General features: G+C 66.4%; 17 protein-coding genes and 1 tRNA gene. 12 read left to right on the top strand and 6 right to left on the bottom strand.

Annotation, left to right across the window (positions count from 1 at the left end; genetic code table 11):
- The first annotated feature begins 38 nt into the window (after positions 1-38).
- The 9 genes from BMX85_RS07650 to BMX85_RS07610 all read left to right on the top strand — a co-directional run bounded on the left by BMX85_RS07650 (position 39) and on the right by BMX85_RS07610 (position 13,815).
- Complete coding sequence (locus BMX85_RS07650; protein ID WP_373923532.1) at positions 39-5,012, top strand: two-component regulator propeller domain-containing protein; 4,974 nt, start codon at positions 39-41, stop codon at positions 5,010-5,012.
- A 104-nt stretch (positions 5,013-5,116) separates the two neighbouring features.
- Complete coding sequence (locus BMX85_RS07645; protein ID WP_090315481.1) at positions 5,117-5,833, top strand: response regulator; 717 nt, start codon at positions 5,117-5,119, stop codon at positions 5,831-5,833.
- 101 nt (positions 5,834-5,934) lie between these two features.
- Entirely contained in the window at positions 5,935-7,581 is a 1,647-nt protein-coding gene (locus BMX85_RS07640; protein WP_090315478.1) for an AMP-binding protein, read from the top strand.
- Positions 7,578-9,944 (top strand): bifunctional salicylyl-CoA 5-hydroxylase/oxidoreductase, encoded by a 2,367-nt coding sequence (locus BMX85_RS07635; RefSeq protein ID WP_090315476.1) that lies wholly within the window; start codon positions 7,578-7,580, stop codon positions 9,942-9,944. The genes BMX85_RS07640 and BMX85_RS07635 overlap by 4 nt, the downstream gene beginning before the upstream one ends.
- A complete protein-coding gene (locus BMX85_RS07630) occupies positions 9,941-10,753 on the top strand; it encodes an SDR family NAD(P)-dependent oxidoreductase (protein ID WP_090315474.1) in 813 nt (270 codons plus the stop codon). Before BMX85_RS07635 ends, BMX85_RS07630 begins: the two co-directional genes overlap by 4 nt.
- A 14-nt stretch (positions 10,754-10,767) precedes the next feature.
- Positions 10,768-11,343, top strand: coding sequence for a MarR family winged helix-turn-helix transcriptional regulator (locus BMX85_RS07625; RefSeq protein ID WP_090317542.1), 576 nt, complete (start codon positions 10,768-10,770; stop codon positions 11,341-11,343).
- A gap of 21 nt (positions 11,344-11,364) precedes the next feature.
- Positions 11,365-12,219 carry an enoyl-CoA hydratase family protein gene (locus BMX85_RS07620; protein ID WP_090315473.1) on the top strand — a complete coding sequence of 285 codons (855 nt, stop codon included), beginning with the start codon at positions 11,365-11,367 and terminating at the stop codon, positions 12,217-12,219.
- Positions 12,220-12,223: 4 nt separating this feature from the next.
- A complete protein-coding gene (locus BMX85_RS07615) occupies positions 12,224-13,426 on the top strand; it encodes an acyl-CoA dehydrogenase family protein (protein WP_090315471.1) in 1,203 nt (400 codons plus the stop codon).
- Positions 13,426-13,815, top strand: a complete 390-nt coding sequence (locus BMX85_RS07610; protein ID WP_090315470.1) for a RidA family protein — start codon at positions 13,426-13,428, stop codon at positions 13,813-13,815. Before BMX85_RS07615 ends, BMX85_RS07610 begins: the two co-directional genes overlap by 1 nt.
- Before the next feature lie 44 nt (positions 13,816-13,859).
- Here the strand turns inward: BMX85_RS07610 and BMX85_RS07605 are convergent, their stop codons facing one another.
- Entirely contained in the window at positions 13,860-15,299 is a 1,440-nt protein-coding gene (locus BMX85_RS07605) for a hypothetical protein (RefSeq protein WP_090315469.1), read from the bottom strand.
- A gap of 338 nt (positions 15,300-15,637) precedes the next feature.
- On the opposite strand from BMX85_RS07605, the gene BMX85_RS07600 reads away from it, so the two are divergent.
- Positions 15,638-16,729 carry an acyltransferase family protein gene (locus tag BMX85_RS07600; protein WP_090315467.1) on the top strand — a complete coding sequence of 364 codons (1,092 nt, stop codon included), beginning with the start codon at positions 15,638-15,640 and terminating at the stop codon, positions 16,727-16,729.
- Between the two features lie 21 nt (positions 16,730-16,750).
- Here the strand turns inward: BMX85_RS07600 and BMX85_RS07595 are convergent, their stop codons facing one another.
- Genes BMX85_RS07595 through BMX85_RS07585 form a run of 3 tightly spaced genes read right to left on the bottom strand, consistent with a single transcriptional unit; the run spans position 16,751 to position 19,680 of the window.
- A complete protein-coding gene (locus tag BMX85_RS07595) occupies positions 16,751-18,319 on the bottom strand; it encodes a hypothetical protein (RefSeq protein WP_090315465.1) in 1,569 nt (522 codons plus the stop codon).
- A gap of 4 nt (positions 18,320-18,323) precedes the next feature.
- Positions 18,324-18,740 (bottom strand): GtrA family protein, encoded by a 417-nt coding sequence (locus BMX85_RS07590; protein WP_090315463.1) that lies wholly within the window; start codon positions 18,738-18,740, stop codon positions 18,324-18,326.
- Positions 18,741-18,744: 4 nt separating this feature from the next.
- Complete coding sequence (locus tag BMX85_RS07585) at positions 18,745-19,680, bottom strand: glycosyltransferase family 2 protein (RefSeq protein WP_307172927.1); 936 nt, start codon at positions 19,678-19,680, stop codon at positions 18,745-18,747.
- A gap of 558 nt (positions 19,681-20,238) precedes the next feature.
- On the opposite strand from BMX85_RS07585, the gene BMX85_RS07580 reads away from it, so the two are divergent.
- Positions 20,239-21,291: an acyltransferase family protein gene (locus tag BMX85_RS07580; protein WP_177196689.1), complete on the top strand. Its 1,053-nt coding sequence runs from the start codon at positions 20,239-20,241 to the stop codon at positions 21,289-21,291.
- Positions 21,292-21,381: 90 nt separating this feature from the next.
- Here BMX85_RS07580 and BMX85_RS07575 read toward each other — a convergent pair.
- Positions 21,382-21,456: transfer RNA gene (locus tag BMX85_RS07575), tRNA-Arg, on the bottom strand.
- Between the two features lie 255 nt (positions 21,457-21,711).
- Here BMX85_RS07575 and BMX85_RS07570 point away from each other — a divergent pair.
- Positions 21,712-22,326: a WecB/TagA/CpsF family glycosyltransferase gene (locus BMX85_RS07570; protein ID WP_229210340.1), complete on the top strand. Its 615-nt coding sequence runs from the start codon at positions 21,712-21,714 to the stop codon at positions 22,324-22,326.
- Between the two features lie 25 nt (positions 22,327-22,351).
- Here BMX85_RS07570 and BMX85_RS07565 read toward each other — a convergent pair whose 3' ends face one another.
- A complete protein-coding gene (locus tag BMX85_RS07565) occupies positions 22,352-23,452 on the bottom strand; it encodes an acyltransferase family protein (RefSeq protein WP_090315457.1) in 1,101 nt (366 codons plus the stop codon).
- Between the last annotated feature and the right edge of the window lie 100 nt (positions 23,453-23,552).

Genomic DNA, 23,552 nt, shown 5'->3' with positions numbered 1-23,552 from the left:
GTATTAGACGCCAATTTCGACGATTGTTCGGACACTTGCTGGTGCCGCTCCTGCTGTTGTGGGGACTCGGCGTGGCCGCCGCATGGGCCGCCGCGCCGCCGCGCACGTTGCGCTTCGAGCAGCTCGGCGTCGAGAACGGGCTGGCGCAGGAATCGGTGCTGGCCATCGCCCAGGACCCGCAGGGCTTCATCTGGCTCGGCACCCAGGCCGGCCTGACGCGCTTCGACGGCTACCGCACCGTCACCTACAAAAGCGCCGTCTCGGACCCCAACAGCCTGGTCGACAACTGGGTGCGCGTGCTGCACGTCGACGGCACCGGCCGCATGTGGGTCGGCACCGACGGCGGCCTGGATCTGTACGATCCGTCCACGCGCCATTTCACCCACTTCGCGCCGCAGGAGCCGGGGCAGCGCGGCAACGGCAACCGCCACGTGCGCGCCATCGTCGACGATGGCCTGGGCGGCCTGTGGGTGGGCAGCGCCGACGGCCTGCACCACTTCAACCCCTCCACCAAGCGCTTCACCAGCTGGCACCACGACGCGGCCGATGCGGGCAGCCTGGCCAACGACCAGGTCAACGCGCTGGCGCGCGACGCCGCCGGGCGCCTGTGGGTGGCCACCGCCACCGGCCTCGATATGCTGGCGCCGGGCGCGGCCCACTTCCGCCACTACACGATGGACGCCGGCGGCGACAGCCGCTTCAACGCCGTGCTGTCGCTGCAGGTCGACAGCGCGCAGACGCTGTGGATCGGCACCATGGGCGGGCTGGAACAATGGCGCCTGCTGGGCGTCGAGCCGCAGCGCCGCCGCCTGGGCGCGCGCGAGGGCATCAACCCCGGGGTCGGCGTCACCACCCTGTACGAGGACGTCGAGAACCAGATCTGGGTCGGCACCCAGGCCGACGGCCTGTTTCGCTGGCTGCCGGCGGAGAACCGGCTGACGCAGTACCGCCACCAGTTCAGCGATGGCCACAGCGTGGCCGACAACCAGATATCGGCGCTGTTCCGCGACCGGGTCGGCACCTTCTGGGTCGGCACCTGGAACGATGGCGTCAGCCGCGTCGACATGGGCAGCGGCGGCTTCGCGCGCATCGTGCGCCAGTCCGACATGCTCAACTCCGTGTCCGACAACAAGGTGCGGGCGATCGTCGCCGAAGGCGGTTCGAAGCTGTGGCTGGGCAGCGCCGGCGGCTTGAACCTGTACGACCCCGTCACCGGCGAGAGCCGGGTGTGGCGCCACGATCCGAGGGACCCCAATAGCCTGAGCGACGACCAGGTCACCGCGCTGCTGCGCGAAAAAAGCGGCAACCTGTGGATCGGCGGACGGGCCGGCGTCAACTACCTCAATCCGGCCACCGGCGCGATGCGGGCGGTGTCGTTCATGAGCGCGGACGTCGGCAGCGACACGGTGCGCAACATCGTCGCCGACCGCGGCGGCATGCTGTGGGTCGCCAGCCGGGGCGGCCTGCACCGGCTCGACCCGCGCACCATGGACGTGCGCACCTACCGCCACAATCCGGCCGACGGCGCCAGCCTGGCCGACAACGTGGTGCGCCCGATCCTGGAGGACCGCCGCGGCCAGCTGTGGGTGGGCACCTTCAACGGCCTCGATCTGCTGGACCGCAAGACGGGCCGCTTCCGCCATTTCCGCCGCGACCCCGCCGATCCGTTCAGCCTCAGTCACGACGAGGTGCACTGCCTGTACGAGGACGCGCGCGGCACGATCTGGGTCGGCACGGCGGCGGGCCTGAACCGGATGGACGTGGCCCCGGACGGCGCGATCCGCTTCCGGCGCTACCTGCGCAAGGACGGCATCGCCGACGACGCCATCGCCTCGATCCTGCCCGACAACGCCGGCAACCTTTGGCTCAGCACCAACAGCGGCCTGTCGCGCTTGAACATCGACTCCGGCCTGGTGCGCAATTACAGCGGCGCCGACGGCACCATCGAAGGCGCCTACTTCGACGGCGCCGCGCTGCGCACGCCGGACGGCACGCTGTACTTCGGGGGCTTCAACGGCATCACCGCCTTTTCGCCCGGGGACGTGCGCGAAAACAGCGTGGCGCCGACGGTGGCGATCACCGACTTCCAGATCTTTAACAAGTCGGTCAGGGCCGGGCAGGGCGATCATCCGAAGGTGCTGACCTCGGCCATCGAGCACACCGGCGCGCTGACCTTGAGCGAGAACGATTCGGTGTTCTCGCTGGAGTTCGCGGCGCTGCACTACGCCGCGCCGCAGCGCAACCGTTTCGCCTACCAGCTGCAGGGTTTCGACGAGGACTGGGTGGTCACCGACGCCACCAAGCGCTTCGCCACCTACACCAACCTGGACCCGGGCACCTATACGTTCCGCGTCAAGGCCGCCAACAAGGACGGCATCTGGAACGACAACGCGGCCACCTTGCAGATCACCATCCTGCCGCCGTTCTGGAAAACCTGGTGGTTCCGCAGCCTGATGGCGGTGCTGCTTCTGAGCGGCGCCTATGCGGCCTACCACGCGCGCGTGCGCAGCCTGCGCCGCCAGCAGCAGCGGCTCGAGCTGCTGGTCGGCGCGCGCACGGCCGAAGTGGAGCACAAGAACCAGCTGCTGCAGCAGCAGAAGCAGGAACTGGAGCTGCGCCGGCTGGAGGCGGAAACCCAGCGCGCCGAGGCCGAACAGCGCCGCGTCGACACCGAGCGGCAGAAGCGGGAAGTCGAGCGGCAAAAGGAAAACGTCGAGCAGGCGCACCGCAACATCTCGGTGCTGAGCGAACTGGGACGCGAATTGAGCGCCACGCTGGACATGGAAACGTCGATGCTGACGCTGTACCGTCACGTGCATCATCTGATGAGCGCGCAGATCTTCGGCATCGGTTTCGTGCGCGAAGAAGACGGCGTGATCGATTTCCCGTTCGCGATCGAGGGCGGCGTGCGCACGCTGCCCTACCAGCGGCGGCTCGATGAGCCCAACCAGCTGGCCGTGTGGTGCGTCACGAACGGCAAGCCGATCTTCATCAACGACATGCGCGGCGAGTACCGCGACTACATGGACGATTCCGGCCTGGATTCGGTGATGCTGTGCGTGCGCGAGGATGGCGTGCAGCTGGCCCCCGCGCAGTCGACCTTGTACGCGCCGCTGATCGCCGCCGACAAGGTGGTCGGCCTGATTTGCGTGCAAAGCACGCAGAAGAACAGCTATCAGCGGGTCCACATGGACATGCTGCAGACATTGGCCTCGCACGCGGTGGCAGGGCTGGAAAACGCCCGCGCCTACCAGCAGCTGGAGGAGGCGCTGCAAACGCTGCGCCAGACGCAGGACCAGCTGCTGTTGCAGGAGAAGCAGGTGCGCCTGCACACCGAGGAGCTGGCGCTGGCCAACCGCGCCTTGCAGGACAACGACGAACGCCTGCGCCTGGCCAAGCAGAAGGCGGAGGACGCGACCCGGCAAAAGTCCGAGTTCCTGGCCAATATGAGCCACGAGATGCGCACCCCGCTGGCCGGCGTGATCGGCATGCTGGGCTTCGCGCTGCGCGACGGCCGGCTGCACGACAGCACGCGCGAGCAGATCCTGCGCGGGCAGGCCAACGCGCAGTCGCTGCTGTCGATCATCAACGACCTGCTGGATTTCTCCAAGATCGAGGCGGGCAAGCTGACCATCGAGAACATCGACTTCTCGCTGTCGGCGGCGGTGCGCAACGTGGTCGGCCTGTTCGAGGAGCAGGCCGTCGCGCACAGCGTCGGTTTCAGTTTGGAGTTCGGCGAGGGCTTGCCGCAGTTCGTCGTCGGCGACCCGACGCGGCTGCGCCAGGTGCTGGTCAACCTGGTCGGCAACGCCTTCAAGTTCACCCAGCACGGGGCCGTGACGATGCGCGTCGAGCGCGCGCCGGACGATGCGCGCGACGACATCCGCGGCGGCGCGCAGGCGCGGGCCGGCCGCACGGACGCGGTCAACCGCATCCGCTTCACCGTCGCCGACACCGGCATCGGCATCGAGGCCGACGCCATTCCGCGCCTGTTCCAGCAGTTCGAGCAGGCCGACGCCTCCACCACCCGCCGCTACGGCGGCACCGGCCTGGGGTTGGCGATCTGCCGCCAGCTGGTCGAGCTGATGGGCGGCAGCATCAGCGCCGTCAGCACGCCGGGGCGGGGCAGCGTGTTCTCGTTCGAGCTGCCGCTGGCGAACGGCGCGCCGCCGCCGCTGGTGCCGCACCTGCCGCGCGAGCCGCACAGCCACCAGCTCAAGGTCTTGTGCGCCGAGGATTTTCCGACCAACCAGATCATCATCCGCATGATGCTCGAGGACCTGGGCCACAAGGTGGACATCGCCGCCAACGGCGCGCTGGCCGTCAAGGCCTGTTCGCTGACGCGCTACGATCTGATCCTGATGGACGGCCGCATGCCGGAGATGGACGGCGCCAGCGCCACGCGGCTGATCCGCTCCGGCGGCACGGCGGCGTCGCCGGTGCGCGACCAGGAGTTGATGATCATCGCGCTGACCGCCAACGCCAGCGAGGAGGACCGCAGCCGCTACCTGGCCGCCGGCATGGACGATTTCCTCACCAAGCCGATCGACGAGGACAAGCTGCACTTCCAGTTGAGCCGCGCGATCGAGCGCCAGCTGCAGCGCGGCGTGAGCCTGCCGCGCATGGAGCCGCGCCGCCATCCCGCCATCGGCACGCCGGAACTGGACGCCATGTTCGGCGTCGAACCGGCCGCCTCGGAGCCGGCCAGGCTGGCGCAGCACAGCGGCGCCGGCGGCGATCTGAAGGCGCGCCTGCGCGGCGCCTTCCACCAGGACGCGCCGCTGCGCCTGGCGGAGCTGGAGCGGGCGCTGGCGGGCGGCGACCGCGACACCGCCAGCCGCCTGCTGCACGGCATCAAGGGCAGCGCGGGCTATCTGGAGGAACAGGAGCTGCAGGCCTTGTGCGGCGAGCTGGAACTGTGCGCCGACCACGGCGACTGGAAGCGGATCGCCGACGCCATGTCGACGCTGCGCGTTTTGCTGGAACAGGCCGGAGCGACTAGCACGCTGTAAGCCGCCGCGCCGGCTCGCGGGCGTGCTCGCGACCTGGGTTTAAGCCGGCGACACCGGGATTTAAGCCCTGTTTATAATGTGGGATCAAAGGGACGGGAAGTGACATGAAAGTTCTGGTAGTCGACGACGACGTCGTCTCGCGCATGGTGTTGATGCATCTGATCGACAGCTGCGGCAAGTTCGACATCGTGGAAGCGGAGGACGGCGCCGACGCATGGCGGCAGTTGCAGCAAGGCTTGCGCCCGGCGATCTGCTTTTGCGACCTGCGCATGCCCAACATGTCGGGCATGGAGTTGCTGCAGCACGTCAAAGGCCACGCGGATCTGCGGGGCGTGCCGTTCGTGTTGGTGACGTCGGCCTCCGACAAGGACACCTTGCAGGAAGCTACCCAGGCCGGCGCCGCCGGCTACATCGTCAAGCCGTTCCAGGCGGAGCAGGTGCGCGTCCACCTGGCCGGCTTCCTCGACCAGGCGGCCGGCGATGCCGGACACCAGGCCGAGGACCCGGCGGCGACCTTGCGCCGGCTCGGCATCAACGCGGAGCGCCTGCTGGTGTATCTGAGCGGCTTCCACAACCAGCTGGCCGCCGCCGGCGGCGATCTCGATGCGTTGCTGGCCAGGGGCGGACAGCAGGAGGCGCAGGCGCGGATCGAGCGCCTGCACGCCGGCTGCGTGACACTGGGACTGGACGGCGCCGCGGCCGCGCTGAACGGCCTGGAGCCTGACCGGTTGTCCAGCCAGGCGGTCCAGGCGGTGCTGTCGGAGGTGATGCGCGCGGTCGATCGGCAGGCCGAATCGGTCCGCAACAGCACCTCCGCCTGATCCGCGTATTGATTTCGCTCTGGGTTTGTCGCGCATTTTGGGCTTGATGCCGAGATAGTTTAGGTTTAAAGTATCTTCGACATTGCCACTTCAGGGCGACCATGAACCAAGCCACCGACAGTTCCGCGCGCGCCAGCGCCCATACCGACCACTTCGCGCGCGACCATTTGCCGCCGGCGGACCTGTGGCCCGAGCTGCGTTTCGACCTGCCCGAACTGCAGTACCCGCCGCGCCTCAATTGCGTGCGGGAGTTGCTGAACGGCGCCGCCGATCTCGAGCAACGCACCGCCATCGTGTGCGAACAGGGAAGCTGGACCTACGCCGGCCTGCGCGAACGGGTCGACCGCATCGCCCACGTGCTGCGCGGGCCGATGGGGCTCGAAGCCGGCAACCGCGTGCTGCTGCGCGGCGCCAACAATCCGATGATGGCCGCGTGCATCCTGGCGGTGATCAAGTGCGGCTGCATCGCCGTGCCCACCATGCCGCTGCTGCGCGCGCGCGAGCTGGCCGCCATCGCCGGCAAGTCGGAGATCAACGCGGTGCTGTGCGCCGAAGCGCTGCGCGCCGAGCTGGAGGCGGTTGATCCGCCTTTGCCGCAAGCGGTGCGCGAGCGCACCTTGTGGTTCGGCGGCCAGGACTGCCCGCTGGAGGCGCTGATGGCCGCGCAGCCGGCCAGTTTCGAGGCGGTCGACACGGCGGCCGACGACGTTTGCCTGATCAGCTTCACCTCCGGCACCACAGGCGTCCCCAAGGGTACCATGCATTTTCATCGCGACGTGATGGCGGTCTGCGACTGCTTCCCGCGCTCGGTGCTGCGTTCACGCGCCGACGATGTGTTCATCGGCACGCCGCCGCTGGCCTTCACCTTCGGCCTTGGCGGCCTGCTGCTGTTCCCGCTGCGGGTGGGCGCCGCGGCGGTGCTGCTGGAGAAGCTGACGCCGGAAACGCTGCTCGCGGCGATCGAAAAATACCGCGCCACGGTGTGCTTCACGGCGCCGACGTTCTACCGGCAGATGGCGCAGATGGCGCAGGTGGCCGGCGGCCATGACCTGGCCAGCCTGCGCGCCACCGTGTCGGCCGGCGAGGCGCTGCCGGCGGCGACGCGCGAGGCCTGGCGCCGCGCCACCGGGCTGGAAATGATCGACGGCATAGGCGCGACCGAACTGCTGCACATCTTCATCTCGGCGGCGGGCGACCAGGTGCGCCGCGGCGCCACCGGCAAGCCGGTGCCCGGCTACCAGGCCTGCGTCCTCGACCACGACGGCAAGCCGGCCGGCCCGGGCGTGATCGGGCGGCTGGCGGTCAAGGGCCCGACCGGCTGCCGCTACCTGGCCGACGCGCGCCAGCGCGACTATGTGCTCGATGGCTGGAACCTGACCGGCGACGCCTACGAAATGGACGCCGACGGCTATTTCTACTACCGTTCGCGCATCGACGACATGATCATCTCGGCCGGCTACAACATCGCCGGCCCGGAAGTGGAGGACGCGCTGCTGCGCCACCCGGCCGTGGCCGAATGCGGCGTGATCGGCCGGGCCGACGAAGAGCGCGGGCAGATCGTCGAAGCGCATGTGGTGCTCAAGCCGGACGCCGCGCCGTCGCCGCAACTGGCGGCGCAGTTGCAGGAATTCGTCAAGCAGCAAATCGCCCCATACAAATATCCACGTTCGATCCGTTTCGTCAAGGCGCTGCCGCGCACCGAGACGGGCAAGCTGCAGCGCTTTAAACTGCGTTCGGAAAATCCATGAACATCCTTTGCATAGGCGGCGGCCCGGCCGGCCTGTATTTCAGCCTGCTGATGAAACAGCGGAGTCCATCCCACAACATCACCGTGGTGGAGCGCAACCGGCCCTACGACACCTTCGGCTGGGGCGTGGTGTTTTCCGACCAGACGCTGGGCAACCTGATGAACGCCGACGCGCCGACCGCGCGCGAGATCCTGCGCTCGTTCAATCACTGGGACGACATCGACGTCTTCTTCAAAGGCGGCAAGGTGACCTCGGGCGGCCACGGGTTTTGCGGCATCGGCCGCAAGCACCTGCTCAACATCTTGCAGAAGCGCTGCGAGGAACTGGGCGTGTCGCTGGTGTTCGAAACCGAGGTGCGCGACGACCAGGAACTGGCCGCGCGCCACGGCGCCGATCTGGTGATCGCCTCCGATGGCTTGAACAGCCGCACGCGCGCGCGCTACGCCGACAGCTTCCGGCCGCGGATCGAGGCGCGCGAATGCCGTTTTGTGTGGCTGGGCACGCGCAAGAAGTTCGACGCCTTCACCTTCGCCTTCAAGCAAACGGCGCACGGCTGGTTCCAGGCCCACATCTACCAGTACGACGGCGAGACGTCGACCGTCATCGTCGAGACGCCGGAATCGGTGTGGCGCGCGGCGGGGCTGGACGAGATGAGCCAGGCCGGGGCGATCGCCTATTGCGAGCAGTTGTTCGCCGAGCAGCTCGACGGCCATGCGTTGATGTCGAATTCGCCCCATCTGCAAGGGGCCAACATGTGGATCAAGTTCCCGCGCATCGTTTGCGACCAATGGGTGCACTGGAACGACGCCGGCGGCAAGCGGGTGCCGGTGGTGCTGATGGGCGACGCCGCCCACTCGGCGCACTATTCGATCGGTTCCGGCACCAAGCTGGCGCTGGAGGACGCGATCGAGCTGGCGCGCTGCTTCGGGCGGGAGGAAGATGCCGAGGCTGCGCTGGCGGCCTACCAGCAGGCGCGCGCGGTCGAGGTGACCAAGCTGCAAAGCGCGGCGCGCAATTCGATGGAATGGTTCGAGAACGTCGAGCGCTATTCGGCGATGGAGGCGCCGCAATTCGCCTACTCGATGCTGACGCGCAGCCAGCGGCTGTCGCACGAAAACCTGCGCCTGCGCGACGCCGCCTACGTGGCCGGCTACGAGGACTGGTTCGCGTCCCGCGCCTTCGGCCAGGCGGGTTTGCCGGCGCCGGCCTGCCTCCACGTGCCGCCGATGTTCACGCCGTTCAAGGTGCGCAACCTGGTGCTGAAGAACCGCATCGTGGTGTCGCCGATGGCGCAGTACAGCGCCGTCGACGGCGTCGTCGGCGATTACCACCTCGCGCACCTCGGCGCGCGGGCGATGGGCGGCGCGGCGATGGTGTTCGCCGAGATGACCTGCGTGTCGGCCGACGCCCGCATCACGCCGGCCTGCCCGGGCTTGTACTCGCCGGCGCATACGCAGGCCTGGCGCCGCATCGTCGATTTCGTCCACCAGCACAGCGATGCGCACATCGCCGTGCAGCTGGGCCACGCCGGCGCCAAGGGATCGACCCGCGCCATGTGGGACGGCATCGACCGGCCGCTCGAGAACGGCAACTGGCCGCTGGTGTCGGCCTCGCCGCAGCAGTATCTGGCCGGCGTCTCGCAGACCGCGCGGGCCATGACCTTGGCCGACATGGACCGCGTCGAAGGCGATTTCGTGCGCGCCACGCGGGCGGCGGACGAAGCGGGCTTTGACTGGGTGGAGCTGCATTGCGCGCACGGCTATCTGCTGTCGTCGTTCATCTCGCCGCTGACCAACGAGCGCGGCGACGAGTATGGCGGCAGCCTGGAGAACCGTTGCCGCTATCCGCTGCGCGTGTTCGCGGCCATGCGCGCCGCGTGGCCGCGCCACAAGCCGATGAGCGTGCGCATTTCCGCCCACGACTGGGTCGAAGGCGGCATCACGCCGGACGACGCGGTGCGCATCGCGCGCTTGTTCAAGGCCGCCGGCGCCGATATGATCGATTGTTCGTCGGGGCAGGTGAGCAAGCTGGAAAAGCCGGTGTACGGCCGCATGTTCCAGGCGCCGTTCGCGGACCGGATACGCAACGAGGCCGGCATCGGCGCGATCGCGGTGGGCGCGATCTTCGAGGCCGACCACGCCAACGGCATCATCGCGGCCGGACGCGCCGATCTGTGCGCGGTGGGACGGCCGCACCTGGCCAATCCCGCGTGGACGCTGTGCGAAGCGGCCAGGCTGGGTTACACGGCGGTGGCGTGGCCCAGGCAGTATTTGCCGGCCAAGCAGCAGATGGAGCGCAATATGCGGCGCGAGCGCCAACTGGCCTCGGCTAACAAGGTTGAACCACGCGAGGCGGACGAATGAACCAGGGATCGACAACACAGGGCGCACTGCCATTGGCCGGCAAGCACGCGCTGGTCACCGGCGGCTCGCGCGGCATCGGCGCCGCCTGCGCGCAGGCCTTGCTGGCGCGCGGCGCGCGCGTGACGCTGGCCGGCCGCGACGCCGGTTCGCTGGCCGCCGCCGAGGCGTCGCTGCGCGTGCTGTCGCCGCCGGGCGCGGACATCGCCATTCAGGTGCTGGACGTCGCCGACGAGGACTCGGTGCGCGCCGGTTTCGCCGCCGCCGCCGGACGTTTCGGCCGCATCGACATCCTGGTCAACAACGCCGGCCAGGCGGCCGCCGCGCCGTTCGGCAAAACCGACGCCGCGCTGTGGCGGCGCATGCTGGACGTGAACCTGACCGGCACCTTCCACTGCACCCAGGCGGCGCTGCCGGCGATGCTGGAGGCGAAGTGGGGCCGCATCGTCAACGTCGCTTCGACCGCCGGCCTGACCGGCTACCGCTACACGGCCGCCTATACCGCCGCCAAGCACGGCGTGGTCGGGCTGACCCGCGCGCTGGCGCTGGAGGTGGCCACCAAGGGCGTGACCGTCAACGCCGTCTGCCCGGGCTATACTGAGACCGATATCGTGCGCGACGCCGTCGCCAACATCGTCGCCAAGACCGGCCGCGGCGAAGACGAGGCCCGCGCCGAGCTGGCCGCCGGCAATCCGCAAAAGCGGCTGGTGCAAAGCGGGGAGGTGGCCAACGCCGTGGCCTGGCTTTGCCTGGCCGAATCGGCCGCCATGAATGGACAATCCATCGCCGTCGCCGGCGGTGAAGTCATGTGAGGTACAAGGACGCCATGCCCCCATCAGACAACGATCGAGAAAGGCCGGACGACGATGCGTCGCTTGACGAAGCAACGGCGGGCGGGGAGCCGGTGCTCGACCTGGCCAGCCGCCTGACGCGCGACCACCACCAGTCGCTCAAACTGTGGCTGCGGATGCTGTCGTGCACCGTCAAGATCGAGACCGAAATCCGCACCCGGCTGCGCGCGACCTTCGGCATCACCTTGCCGCGCTTCGACCTGATGGCGCAGCTGGAGCGCTATCCGCAGGGGCTGCGCATGGGCGAGCTGTCGAAGCGGATGATGGTCACCGGCGGGAACATCACCGGCATCACCGACCAGCTGGAGCAGGAAAAGCTGGTGGTGCGCGTGCCCGATCCCAAGGACGGCCGCGCCTACAGCGTCAAGCTGACGGCGGAGGGGCGCCGCGCCTTCACCGAGATGGCCGAGGTGCACGAGGGCTGGATCGCCGAACTGCTGCAGGACATGTCCGGCGCCGACAAGGGCCAGCTGATCGAGTTGCTGTCGCAGATGAAGCGGCATCTGTATGCAGCCGATCGGTCGGCCGATCGCAACACCGACGAAAAATAAGGACAAGAATAAGGAAACCCTATGCGATATCTTCAAGGCGAAGCCCACCAGCTGCCCGGCAACCGCGCCACCCTGGCCGGCTACCGCGCCAGTCATTTTTTGTTCGAGTCCGACGTCGGCGTGGCCACGCTGACGCTGAACCGCCCGGACCGCAAAAATCCGCTGACCTTCGACTCCTACGCCGAGCTGCGCGACCTGTTCCACGCGCTGGCGCGGGCGGACGACATCAAGGCCGTGGTGATCACCGGCGCCGGCGACAACTTCTGCTCCGGCGGCGACGTGCACGACATCATCGGCCCGCTGACCAGACTCGATATGCCGGGCCTGCTGGCCTTCACCCGCATGACCGGCGACCTGGTGAAAGCCATGCTGGCCTGTCCGCAGCCGATCGTGGCGGCGATCGACGGCATTTGCGCCGGCGCCGGCGCGATGCTGGCGCTGGCGTCGGACATCCGCATCGGCACGGAGCGCAGCAAGACCGCCTTCCTGTTCACCCGCGTGGGCCTGGCCGGCTGCGACATGGGCGCCTGCGCGCTGCTGCCGCGCGTGATCGGCCAGGGGCGCGCCGCCGAACTGTTGTACACCGGCCGTTCGATGTCCGGCGCGGAGGCGGAGCGCTGGGGATTTTTCAACAGCCTGCGCGCGCCGCAAGAGCTGGCGGAGGCGGCCCGCGCCTTCGCGCAAGGGTTGGCCGACGGCCCGACCTTCGCGCACGGCATGACCAAGACCATGCTGCGACAGGAGTGGAACATGGGCGTCGCCCAGGCCATCGAGGCGGAGGCGCAGGCGCAGGCCATCTGCATGGCGACCAACGACTTCCACCGCGCCTACCACGCCTTCGTGGCAAAGCAAAAACCCGAATTCGAAGGCGATTAAAGGCATGGGCGACAAAACCTATCTGGAGTGGCCGTTCTTCGAGACGCGCCACGCGGCGCTGGAGCGGCGGCTGGACGAATGGGCCGCGCGCCACATCGGCCAGCAGCACGAGGCCGAGGCCGAGGCCGAGGCCGACGTCGATGCCGCCTGCCGCCGGCTGGTGCGCCAGCTGGGCGAGGGCGGCTGGCTGCGCCACGCGGTCGCCGGCACCGCGCACGGCGGCGAGGCCGACGTCATCGACACCCGCGCCATCTGCCTGATCCGCGAGACGCTGGCGCGCCACGACGGCCTGGCCGATTTCGCCTTCGCCATGCAGGGGCTGGGCGCCGGCGCCATCAGCCTGCACGGCGACGCCGCGCAGCGCCAGGCCTACCTGCCGCGCGTGGCGCGCGGCGAGGCCATCGCCGCCTTCGCGCTGTCCGAACCGCAGGCCGGCTCCGACGTCGCCGCGATGCAGTGCGCCGCCATGCGCGACGGCGGCGACTATGTGCTCGACGGCGAAAAAACCTGGATCTCCAACGGCGGCATCGCCGACTTCTACGTGGTGTTCGCCCGCACCGGCGAGCAGCCGGGCGCGCGCGGCATCAGCGCCTTCATCGTCGATGCCGGCACGCCCGGCTTCGCGATCGCCGAGCGCATCCAGGTGATCGCGCCGCATCCGCTGGCGCGGCTGGTGTTCGACGGCTGCCGCATCCCGGCCGCCAACCGCATCGGCGCGGCGGGGCAGGGCTTCAAGGTGGCGATGGCCACGCTCGACGTGTTCCGCACCTCGGTCGCCGCCGCCGCACTGGGCTTCGCGCGGCGCGCGCTGGACGAGGCGCTGGCCCACGCCACGCGGCGGCCGATGTTCGGCCAGATGCTGTCGGAGTTCCAGTTGACGCAGGCCAAGCTGGCGCAGATGGCGACCGGCGTCGACGCCGCCGCCTTGCTGACCTACCGCGCCGCGTGGCAGCGCGACCAGGGCGCGGGCAACCAGCGCATCACCAAAGAGGCGGCGATGGCCAAGATGGCCGCCACCGAGACGGCGCAACAGGTGATCGACGCCGCGCTGCAGATGTTCGGCGGCCTGGGCGTGGTCAGCGGGCAGCCGGTCGAACGGCTGTACCGCGAGGTCCGCGCGCTGCGCATCTACGAGGGCGCCACCGAGGTGCAGCAATTGATCATCGCGCGCGAGCTGCTGCGCGCGCAGGCGGACAAGGACGCATGATGGAGATACTTCAACCGCCGCAGTGGGCCAAGCCGCGCGGCTATTCGAACGGAGTGGCCGCCAGCGGCCGCATGGTGTGCGTCAGCGGCATGATCGGGTGGGACGGGCAGGGCGTGTTCCACACCGACGATTTCGCCGGACAGGTGCGCCAGGCCCTGGAGAACATCGTCGCCGTGCTGGCCGAGGCGCACGCGCGGCCCGAGCACATCGTGCGCATGACGTGGTACGTGATCGACCGCAAGGAGTATGTCGCCGCCTACAAGGCGGTGGGGGCGGCGTACCGCGACGTCATCGGCGCGCACTACCCGGCGATGACGGCGGTACAGGTGGCGGGCCTGGTCGAGGACCGCGCCCGCGTCGAGATCGAGGTCACGGCGATCGTGCCCTAGCGGCGGCGTGGGCGGCACGGCCCCCGCGCCGCCCGGGTTGCGTTTTAGTTTTTGATGAGGACGCCGTTTACTTTCGACGCGGTCCAGACACCGCTGTCGGCCAGCACCGCCACCGAGATCTTGCCCAGCGCCGCGTCGGGCCAGGTGAACGTGGTCGACGAGCCGTTGCCCAGGAAGCCGCTGTCGTAGTACAGCGCGGTGCCGACCCGCACCTGCAGACGGACGGTGGCGCCGCCGCTGGCGACCGACGTGAAGCGCATCTTGTCGCCCCGCTTGAGCGCGCTCCAGCTGACGTGGCTCGCGGCCGTGCTGTAGTTGACCTGGCTAAGCTTCTTCTCGGTGTACGGGAAGACCAGCGCCTGCTGCCAGGTGTCGAAGCTGCCCGGTCCGTTGCCGCCGCCGCCGATTTTCTGCCAGTCGCCGCGCATCGACAACACGCCCAGCTTTTGCGGGTCTTCAAACGAGTTGCCGTCGCCGTCGACCCATTTCTCGCCCCACAGCACCGGGCGCAGCGCCGCGCGGATGCGCTCGAGGTCGGCCACCACGCGGGTGTCCCAGCCGTTGGGCATGAGCGTGTAGTTGGCGCCGTTCTCGACATAGATCCCGAACGCGACATCATAGGTGCGGTCGACCACCATGGCGCCGAAAACCTTGAGCGTGTTGGCGACCTTGCGCAGCGCCGGGCTGGTGATCGATTTGTGGTCGAACGAGGCCGGCAACATCATGCGCGTTCCCAGCGGGATCTGGCCGGTGTTCAGGTGCGCCGTGGCGTCGGCCGTGGTGGCCGGGAACACGTAGCTCGGGTAGGTCACGCCGTTGGCCAGCGACTGGCTGGGCAACGCCATGGCCAGCGCGTGCTGGTAGTAATCGGCGCCGTCGTCGATCTCGTGGCGCCGGATCAAGCCGCCCGTGGGCGGCACGCCCGACGAGCGCACGCCCTGGGTCCAGTGCACCGCGTCGCCCCAGCCGCGGCCGTCGATCCGCGTCCACGAGTACATGGTGGCGGTCCACCTGCCGCCCACCCAGCGCAGCTGGAAGAACGAGTGGACGATGCCCGTTTGCGTATCGACAATGTCGGCGTGGCCGTCGCTGCCGCTGGCCCCGGTCACTCCGACCGGCCAATGCGGCAGCGTGACGTTGCGCGAGTAGCTGGCCGAGTCCGGGTCGGCCACGTTATAGACCGTCATCGGCGTGTCCGTGGCCGAGGCCTTGAACACCGTGAGCGAATAGGCGCCGTCGTCGACGGCCGGCAGCCAGGACGGATTGAAGACCGGCTTGCGCAGCTCGAAAGTGCCGAGTTGCGGACGGATCGGACGGGCGTTCCACGGCGAATCGGCGGAGAACGGCCGCTTGTAGGTGCCCCATCCGGTGGCGGCATCGTAGGCGGTTTGCGCCTGCGCGGTGAATGGAATCGACGCCATGACGGCGCCGGCGATGCAGGTTGACGCGAGCAGGGCGCGCAGTTGGGTAAGGCTAAATCTCATGTACAGTCCTCGAAATTGATGAAGGCTGTAACTGACCGTGAGCAATTTATGCTTTTATGAAACTTATTATAGGGCATTAAATTTCCTTTGTAAAATTTCTTTTGAGAATATTTTACAGTGCCCCAAAGCTATCAATAGTTCCTGAAAAGATTGTTTTATAAGAGAAATGGTGCGATGCGGAATTTAGTGTTTCGCTGTATTAAAGGTGCTTGCGGCGCGTCATCGGCGCCAGGCGCTTATTTTTTGTTGCGCCGCAAAATAGCCCGCAAAAGCAGGTAAGATGTCCGAATGCTAAATTTTTACCTGTCTTTAAAACACTTCTAATTCGTGGGGGATTTATGCTAACGCTGCAACAAACGTCCGCTTTGTCGGGGCATCGTCCCACCGGTTTCGACTATCTGCGCATCCTGCTCGCCGTGTTCATCGTCGCCTGGCACTCGGTGTCGATTTGTTACGGGGCCGCCGTCGAGAAGCAATATTTCCTGCCCATGCGGCCGCTGATCCTGACGTTCGTGCCGGCGTTTTTCGCGCTGAGCGGATTTTTGGTGGCGGGCAGCCTGTTCCGTACGAGCCATTTGCCGAGTTTTCTGACATTGCGCGCCCTGCGCATCTTCCCGGCGCTGTGCGTCGAGGTGGTGATCTCGGCGCTGCTCATCGGCGCCGCGCTGACCACGCTGCCGCTCAACGAGTACTTCGCCAGCCCGATGCTGCACAAGTACTTCCTGAATATCCTCGGGATCATCCAGTACACCTTGCCCGGCGTGTTTGCCGATAACAATACCAACATGGTCAATGGCCAGCTGTGGACCATTCCGTACGAGCTCGAATGCTATATCGCCATCTCGATCCTGTATGTGGTGACCCTGCACCGGCGTCCGCGCACCTTTGTGGTGTTGCTGGCCTTGCTGACGGTGGCGGTGACCGTGCGCAGCTTTACCAAGGATCTTGGCGAGTTCAACTTCAAGCCGTCCGGTCGTTGCGCGCTGTGGTCGTTCCTGTGGGGCGTGGCGCTGTACACGATGCGGGAAAAGATCAAGCACAGCACGCTAACCTTCGTCGCCTGCATCGGCGCGGCGTGGGTGGCGTTGCAGTGGCGCGAGGGCGAATATTTCGCCTCGGCGGCGATCGCCTACATCACCGTGTATATCGGCTTGATCGACTTCAGGAAGACGTTCGTGCTGCGCGCCGGCGATATTTCTTACGGCATTTATCTGTACAGTTATGCGATCCAGCAGGCGGTGTACCAGCTGCTGCCCGAGCACCGTGCGTGGCACGAGAATTTCGCCATCTCGCTGGCGCTGTCGTGCTGCGTGGGTTATCTGTCGTGGACGTATGTGGAGGAGAAAGTGCTGAACCGGAAGAGGGCGGCGCTGGCGTTCGTGAAGTCGGTCACCGACCGGTTGAGCGCGGCCTTGCCGAGGCGGACTTGAATCGCCCGCCCGGCCGGCGTGTCAACCCGCGGCGGCCGACAGCGGTTGCGCGGGCGTTTCCTGCGCGCGGTCGGCCGTTTCGGCCGGCAGCGCGACCCGGTTGTAGCGCACCGCCACGATGACGATCGCCATCAGTTGCAGGATCCAGATGATGCGGCCCTGGTAGCGATCGTGCGGCGTCGACAGCGCGCCGCAGACGCCGGCGTTGATGACCATGCTCAGCAGCATGATCGCGATCAGCGTCAGCTCGGCGTAGCGCCGCCGCCTGAACAACACCACCACCGCCGCCAGGCACACCAGCAACGCCGCCACGCTGGTGACCTGGATCAGCAGCGCGGAATAGGCGACGTTGAACTTGCCCTTGGCCGCGCGCGTGCTCTCCAGCACCGCCTGCTCGTCGGCCGGGATCTTCGGTTCGAAGTTTTGCACCATGCCCGGCACGTAGACAAATTCCTCCAGGCCGATATACCCCAGCTGGGCGGCGATGTTGCGCGCCGAGTTTTCGATCACCTGCAGCGGATACTCGGCGAAGACGGCCTTGGCGAAGGCGAAATCCTCTTGGCCGAGGCGGGTGCGCGAGGCTTTCGAGGCCAAGGTGAAGACGCCGATGCGCGGGTCCGCGCTCCACAGGAAGTCGTCCGAGGTCGCGCGCGTGAAGTCCCTGGCGTAGTCGCAGACCTCGAAGCCGGCCCGCGGGCACTGGCTGTGGACAAAGGTGTTGCCGGGACCGTCCGCCAGCAGGCGCGCGCTCATGAACGGCGGCCGGATCGGCGTGGTGTGGGTGAAGTGGCGCACGCCGAAGTTGAACGCGGCCTCGCCGGCCAGGCCGGCGCCGACCAGCGCCACCGCCAGCGCCACCGCCGTCCAGCGCAGCGGTTCTTGGCGGTTGAGCACGAACCACAACACGACCAGCGTAATGATGGTGGCGAGGATGATCATGATATTGGCGGTGTGGAACAGCACGGCGGCCACGGTGAGCAGCGCCCAGAACAGGCGCACGCCGCCGGGGGCGCGCGGCATCATGATCAGGGCGACCACGCCGGCGATGCCGAGTCCGGCGAACACGTCCGGCATCAGCATGCTGTTGAAGAACGGCAGCGGGCTGGCCACGGCCAGCAACAGCAGCGCGGCGGCGATGGTGCGGTAATCGATGGTGTAGCGCTGGCGCAGGAAGGTGGTGATCATCGCGGTCGACAGCAGCGCCTGCAGCAGCGGCACGCCTTGCAAGCCCAGCAGGCAGGCGGTGACGAACATGAACATGCCGTAGTAGATCGAACGGCCCGAGATCACGCCGCTTTTATCGGGCGAGCTGCTCAGTTGCGCCGACGGCGCCGGGACCGGCGCGGCGGCGGGCGCGGCGCCGGCCTGGGCCGAGGCCGGGTGGGCGGCGCCGGGCGGCGGCATGCCGGCCGTCAGCCAGTTGCGCGCGGTTTTGGTTTCCACCAGCAAATTGGCGGCGCTGGCGGCGCCCTTGATGTAGGCGGTGGTGTCCTGGAACAGGAACGGCTGGCCGTTGAACCAGGCGGGCCAGCTCAGCAGAAATGGCAGGACCAGGAACGTCAGCAGCTTGTAGGGGTTCAGTGATTTCATCGTCTTAGCGCGTCATGTTCTTTTTGTTGAAAACAAAGAAATTTGCCATGATGAAGTTGGCGAACAGGCCGGCAATGCTGCCAACGGCGGTCGACAGCCAGGCGTTGTTCTGCGTGAACGGCAGCGAGTGGAACGCCAGCAGCGAGGCGCCGGCGTTGATGCAGGCGCCCGGCAGCTGCGACGCGGCGAACTTGAGCAGCTCGCGCCAGTCGGCGCGGCCGGCCTGGCGGCGGAAGGTCAGCGCCCGGTTCAGCGCCCACGACAGCGTGATGGCCAGCGCCACGCTGATGACGCGCGCCAATGACGGCCAGCCGGTCAGCTTGATCAGCAGCCAGAAGCAGGAAGCGTCGAACAGGAAGACGACGCCGCCGATGCAGGCGAACTGGAGAAACTTGATGAGGAAGGCGGTGTCGAGGCGCATGGGCTTACTTCGGTCGGGTGAAGTAGCGCGGCGTCGCCAGGAAGGACAGCTGCTTGACCTCGCGCCGTCCCTGGGTGACCGAGCTCAGGATGAGCCCGCACACGGCGCTCAGCACGCCGAGCGAGACGATGAAGGCCGCCAGGATCGCCGTCGGCAGGCGCGGCACCAGGCCGGTGTGCAGATAGTCGCTCAGCACCGGCAGGAACAACGCCAGCGCCAGCAGCACGGCCACGGCGCCGAAGCTGTTGAAGAACAGCGCCGGGCGTTCCAGCTTGATCAGTTTGAAGATCATCCACAGGATCTTGAAGCCGTCCTTATAGGTGCTCAGCTTGCTGACCGAGCCTTCCGGGCGGGCGCCGTAGTTGGTGTCGAAGTCTTCGCTGCGCATGCGCAGTTCCAGGGTGTGCACGGTCAGCTCGGTTTCGATCTCGAAGCCCTTGGACACGACCGGGAAGGACTTGACGAATTTGTGCGAGAACACGCGGTAGCCGGTCAGCATGTCGCGCGTGGCGCGGCCGAACAGCTTGGCGACGATGGTGGTGAGCATCCAGTTGCCGAATTCGTGGCCCTGGCGATATGCCTCGATGGCGGTCGAGTGGCGCACCGCGTTGATGCAATCGAGCTGCCCCTCGACCAGGCGGCGCACCATCGCCGGCGCCACCGAGGCGTCGTAGGTGTCGTCGCCATCGACCATCACATAGACGTCGGCGGTGATGTCGGAGAACATGCGGCGGACCACGTTGCCCTTGCCTTGCAGCGGCTCGTGCATGACGACCGCGCCGGCGGCCAGCGCGATGGCGCTGGTGTCATCTTTTGAATTGTTGTCGTAAACGTAAACGGTGGCGTGCGGCATTGCCAGTTTGAAGTCGGCAACCACTTTGGCCACGGTGGTCGCTTCGTTGTAGCAGGGTACTAAAATGGCGACGGAAATATCTGACAAATTTTTTTGTTCGAATGTCATTGCTGGCAATCCTTCAAAATGAACGGGGGCAACAGATATAGCGTTGCGGGCGACGACGCCGCGTTAGCTTTATCCTAATGCCGCTAGTATAACGCTGCGCTGCACAAAAAGGTTATCAAAGGAAAATCAAACAGCAACTTTCGCGATGAAATAGGCGCTTGCGGGCCGGCCGCGAGCGACCGGCGACGACATGCCATGGTGTAATAATTGCGTTTTGGAAATCTTTTCGGCGGCCGGCACCCCGCTTGCGGCGCCGGACTTGCCACTGCGGCAGGCTCGGCGCGGGAGCGAGGAGAGCTCGCGTCCCGCAGCGTCAGCCAGGCGGTATTGCAGTGGTCATTGTCGGTGCAACGCAGGCCGAGCCGCCTATTGTAGATGATACATCGAGCGGTGTCGCGCACGCGCGGGCGCCGCGCCGGCGCCGTCGGACCGATGCGCCCGACCCGGAGGCCGACTGGCTTTTTAGCCAGCGCCCATCCAATCGTGCGCAGCCCGGCATGGCTTAAAATTGCGTTTGATTAATGTTGAGTGAATGACGTGATTATTTCCAGCCCACCCGCAGTGCCTAAAAAATGGATAGACGTCCTGAAGGGGATCGGCATCATCGCGGTCGTCGCGGGGCACGCGTACACGTGGGAAAACGGTTTGATCCTGCCCTTCATCTATCTGTTCCACATGCCGCTGTTTTTCTTCTTGAGCGGATACCTGTACAAGCCCAGCCCGGATCTGGCGGAGTACTTCCGGAAAAAAACGTTCCACCTGCTGGTGCCGTACGCGGCATTCCTGTTGCTGCTCGTGATCGTGCCGGAAATCTACCGTTTCATCGCCACCCAAAATTTCGTCATGTACGAAGCGAAACTGCTCATCAAGAATGCGGTGCTGGGCGGGCACAGGCTCGAAGGCGTGGCCGCCGTTTTCTGGTTCGTCACTTGCCTGTTTCTGACGCAGCAGATATTTAATTTTCTTGTGGTCCGGTTCAGGCAAGGGATGCTGCTCCCGGTGATCGCCCTGGCCACCGCGTTAGGCTTCGTCAACTCATGGTGGTATCGCGCCGCGCAGGCGCCCCTGGCCGCCAACGCCGTGCTGGCCGCGCTCCCCCTGTTCTATGCCGGATATGTGTTTAAGCGGCACGAGAAAGCGCGCTGGATCACCCCGCTGGCCTGTTTCATCGGCGGCCTCGCGGTCGTCTCGCTCAAGGCCGGATTGGCCAATTTTTACGATATAAAAGTGACGGTGTACGGGATACCCGGTGTGACGATGGTGAGCGCCCTGGGCATCACGATCGCGCTCATCGCGGTCGCCAAGCAGCTGGCGCGGGTTCCGCTCGCCGCCGACGGGCTGGTCGCCCTGGGGCAGGCGTCCATGGTGATCATGTTTGTGCATCAAACAATTCTGCTTCGGCGGGCCGACCTCGGTTCCGCGAATCGGGTCTACGGCATCGTTCTTGCCATTGCCGTTTCCTACCTTCTCTACCTGGTGTTTAAGCGCTTTACGCTGTCCAGGGCCTTCTTGTTAGGCTCGGAAGCGGATCTGCGCAAGCTGCTCGCCTGGCTCAGGCCGGGCAACCGTGCGCCGTCCTTATCGCCTTGACTGCTTCGTTAACGCCGCGGACAAGAAAAAACCCGCGCTCCATGATGAAGGCGGGCGATGCCGTCGCAAGCCTCGCTTGCGGCGGGGTGCTGGTCCCCCCGACTGGAATCGAACCAGTATCCCACGCTTAGGAGGCATGTGCACTATCCATTGTGCTACGGGGAGGACGCTAGAAGCGAGCGCATTATAGCCGAAGCCGGGCCGCCCGTGCAGGCGATGGCGGCAGCCGTGGCGCAGAATACCCTTGGCAAACAGGTAACGCCACGCTACAGTGCCGGGGTTGGCCGAGTCGGCCCCAGCTCCCACGCCATCATGGACCAAAAAGACATCATCACCATCTCCCAGTTTCCGATAGAGAGCACCACGCAGCAGCAATTGGCGCGCCGCTTGTTGGACGCTGTTGAGACAAAACAACAAGTTATGTTGTTTTTTGCAAACACCAACCTGGTGGTCAAGGGGCGCTTCCTGCTCGCGCACACGGCGGACCCGGCGTTACTGCTGGTGAACGACGGGGTCGGATTGGATATCGCGGCGAAATTACTGCACGGCAGGAAGTTCAGGGAGAATCTGAACGGCACCGACTTCACGCCGTTCCTGTTGCGTCAGAGTCCGTCGCCATTGAAGGTGTTCATGATCGGCGGCAAGCCGGAGGTGCTGGCGCGCGCGGCCGAGTACGTGCGCACGGTGTTGGGCCAGCCAGTGGTCGGCGTCTGCGACGGCTATGACGGCATGCGCCAGGGCGGGCTGGTCGAGCGCGTCAACGCCAGCGGCGCGCAGGTGGTGCTGGTGGCGATGGGCAATCCGATCCAGGAGCGCTGGATCGTCGAGCATCGCGCCGCGCTGCAGGCCAATATTTTGATGGGGGTCGGCGCGCTGTTCGACTTCTGGGCCGGCGACAAGCCGCGCGCCCCGCGGCTGTTCCAGCGTCTGCGGCTGGAGTGGTTGTACCGTCTGAGCCTGGAGCCGCGCCGCCTGCTGCGCCGATATACCTGGGATATCCTGGTGTTTCTGCGGTTGTGCTTCAAGTACCGCTAGATCGCAGGGCGGCGCCGCCGCCGCGTCAGGCGGAAGCGGTCGGTGCCGGACCGCGCGCCAGCAGATAGATATGCTTGGCGCAGCGGGTCAGCGGTTTTTCGAGCAGGAAATGGCACAGCAATCCGACCGCCACGCACGCGATCATCGCAGCGATCGCGCCCCCTTCGGCGGCCACCGACGGATAGCCTAGCCGGGTGAGTTTGCCCATCGCCCGGGGCGCGACGGTGTAGAGAACAGTGACATGCACCAGATAGATCGAATAGGACGCGTCGCCCAGCAGGATGATGGCGCGCGGCCAGCGAATTTTGCTTTCCGATAGCAGCACAAAAGCGAATAGCAGTGCGGCCGGCACGCCCCGCGTAAGCAGCCGGAAGCCTTCGTCCGCCGGCACCGGGGCGAATATCGCCAGTACGACAAGCCCCGCCGCCAGGCAGGCGTAGGCATGTTTTGCCACCAGTGCGCCTCTCATATAGGCGCTCGCGACCGTCGCCCCCAGCAAAAATTCCAAGATCACGCTATTGAACAGGAAGGCGCGCAGCACCGAGCCGTGCGGCAACAGTGCGCCGATGGCGTAGCTGCCGCCGACCAGGACGACCGCCACGGCAAGGATGTGTTTTCTTTCTATCAAGATGGCTGCGGCGAACACCAGGTAAAAAAACACCTCGTAGTTCAGCGTCCAGCCTACTCCCAGAATGGGTTGCAGCACGCCGGCCTCGTTGAAGGAGGGGACGAAAAATAGCGACAGCAGCCGCATCGGGGTCAGATCGAAGCCCGAGCCGCCGGCGCGGGTGTTGTAGTAGGCTTGGCACAGCAGGAGGACGGTCACCACCGCGTACAGCGGCCATACTCTGATCAGCCGGTTCGCGACGAAATCCGCGGTCGACTTGTGTCCCTGCTGGTACGGGCGTGAGATGTAAATCATCAGGAAGCCGCTGAGTACGAAGAAAAGGTCGACACCCATCGCTCCGAGGTCGACCAGGATGGGGTGCGATAACAGCGGGGAGGCCGGCAGATGGAGGTCGGCGGGCCGGTTGATCGTGACCGCGCGCAGCACGTGGTGGAAGACCACGGCCAGCGCAGCCAATCCGCGTAGCGCTTGTAGCGAAGTTATACTTTGTTTAGACATTGGCGGGTTGGCGTGGATGCTGGGTGGCGGCTGACCGGCCGGCGTCGGTACGGTTGGCGGGCGGCATGTCCGGAAGTTGCGATATTACATTTATTATGTT

This window comes from Duganella sp. CF517 (assembly GCF_900110275.1).
GTDB lineage: Bacteria > Pseudomonadota > Gammaproteobacteria > Burkholderiales > Burkholderiaceae_D > Rugamonas.
Note: the sequence above shows the minus strand (reverse complement) of the source record. Positions and strands in the feature narration are given on the sequence as shown.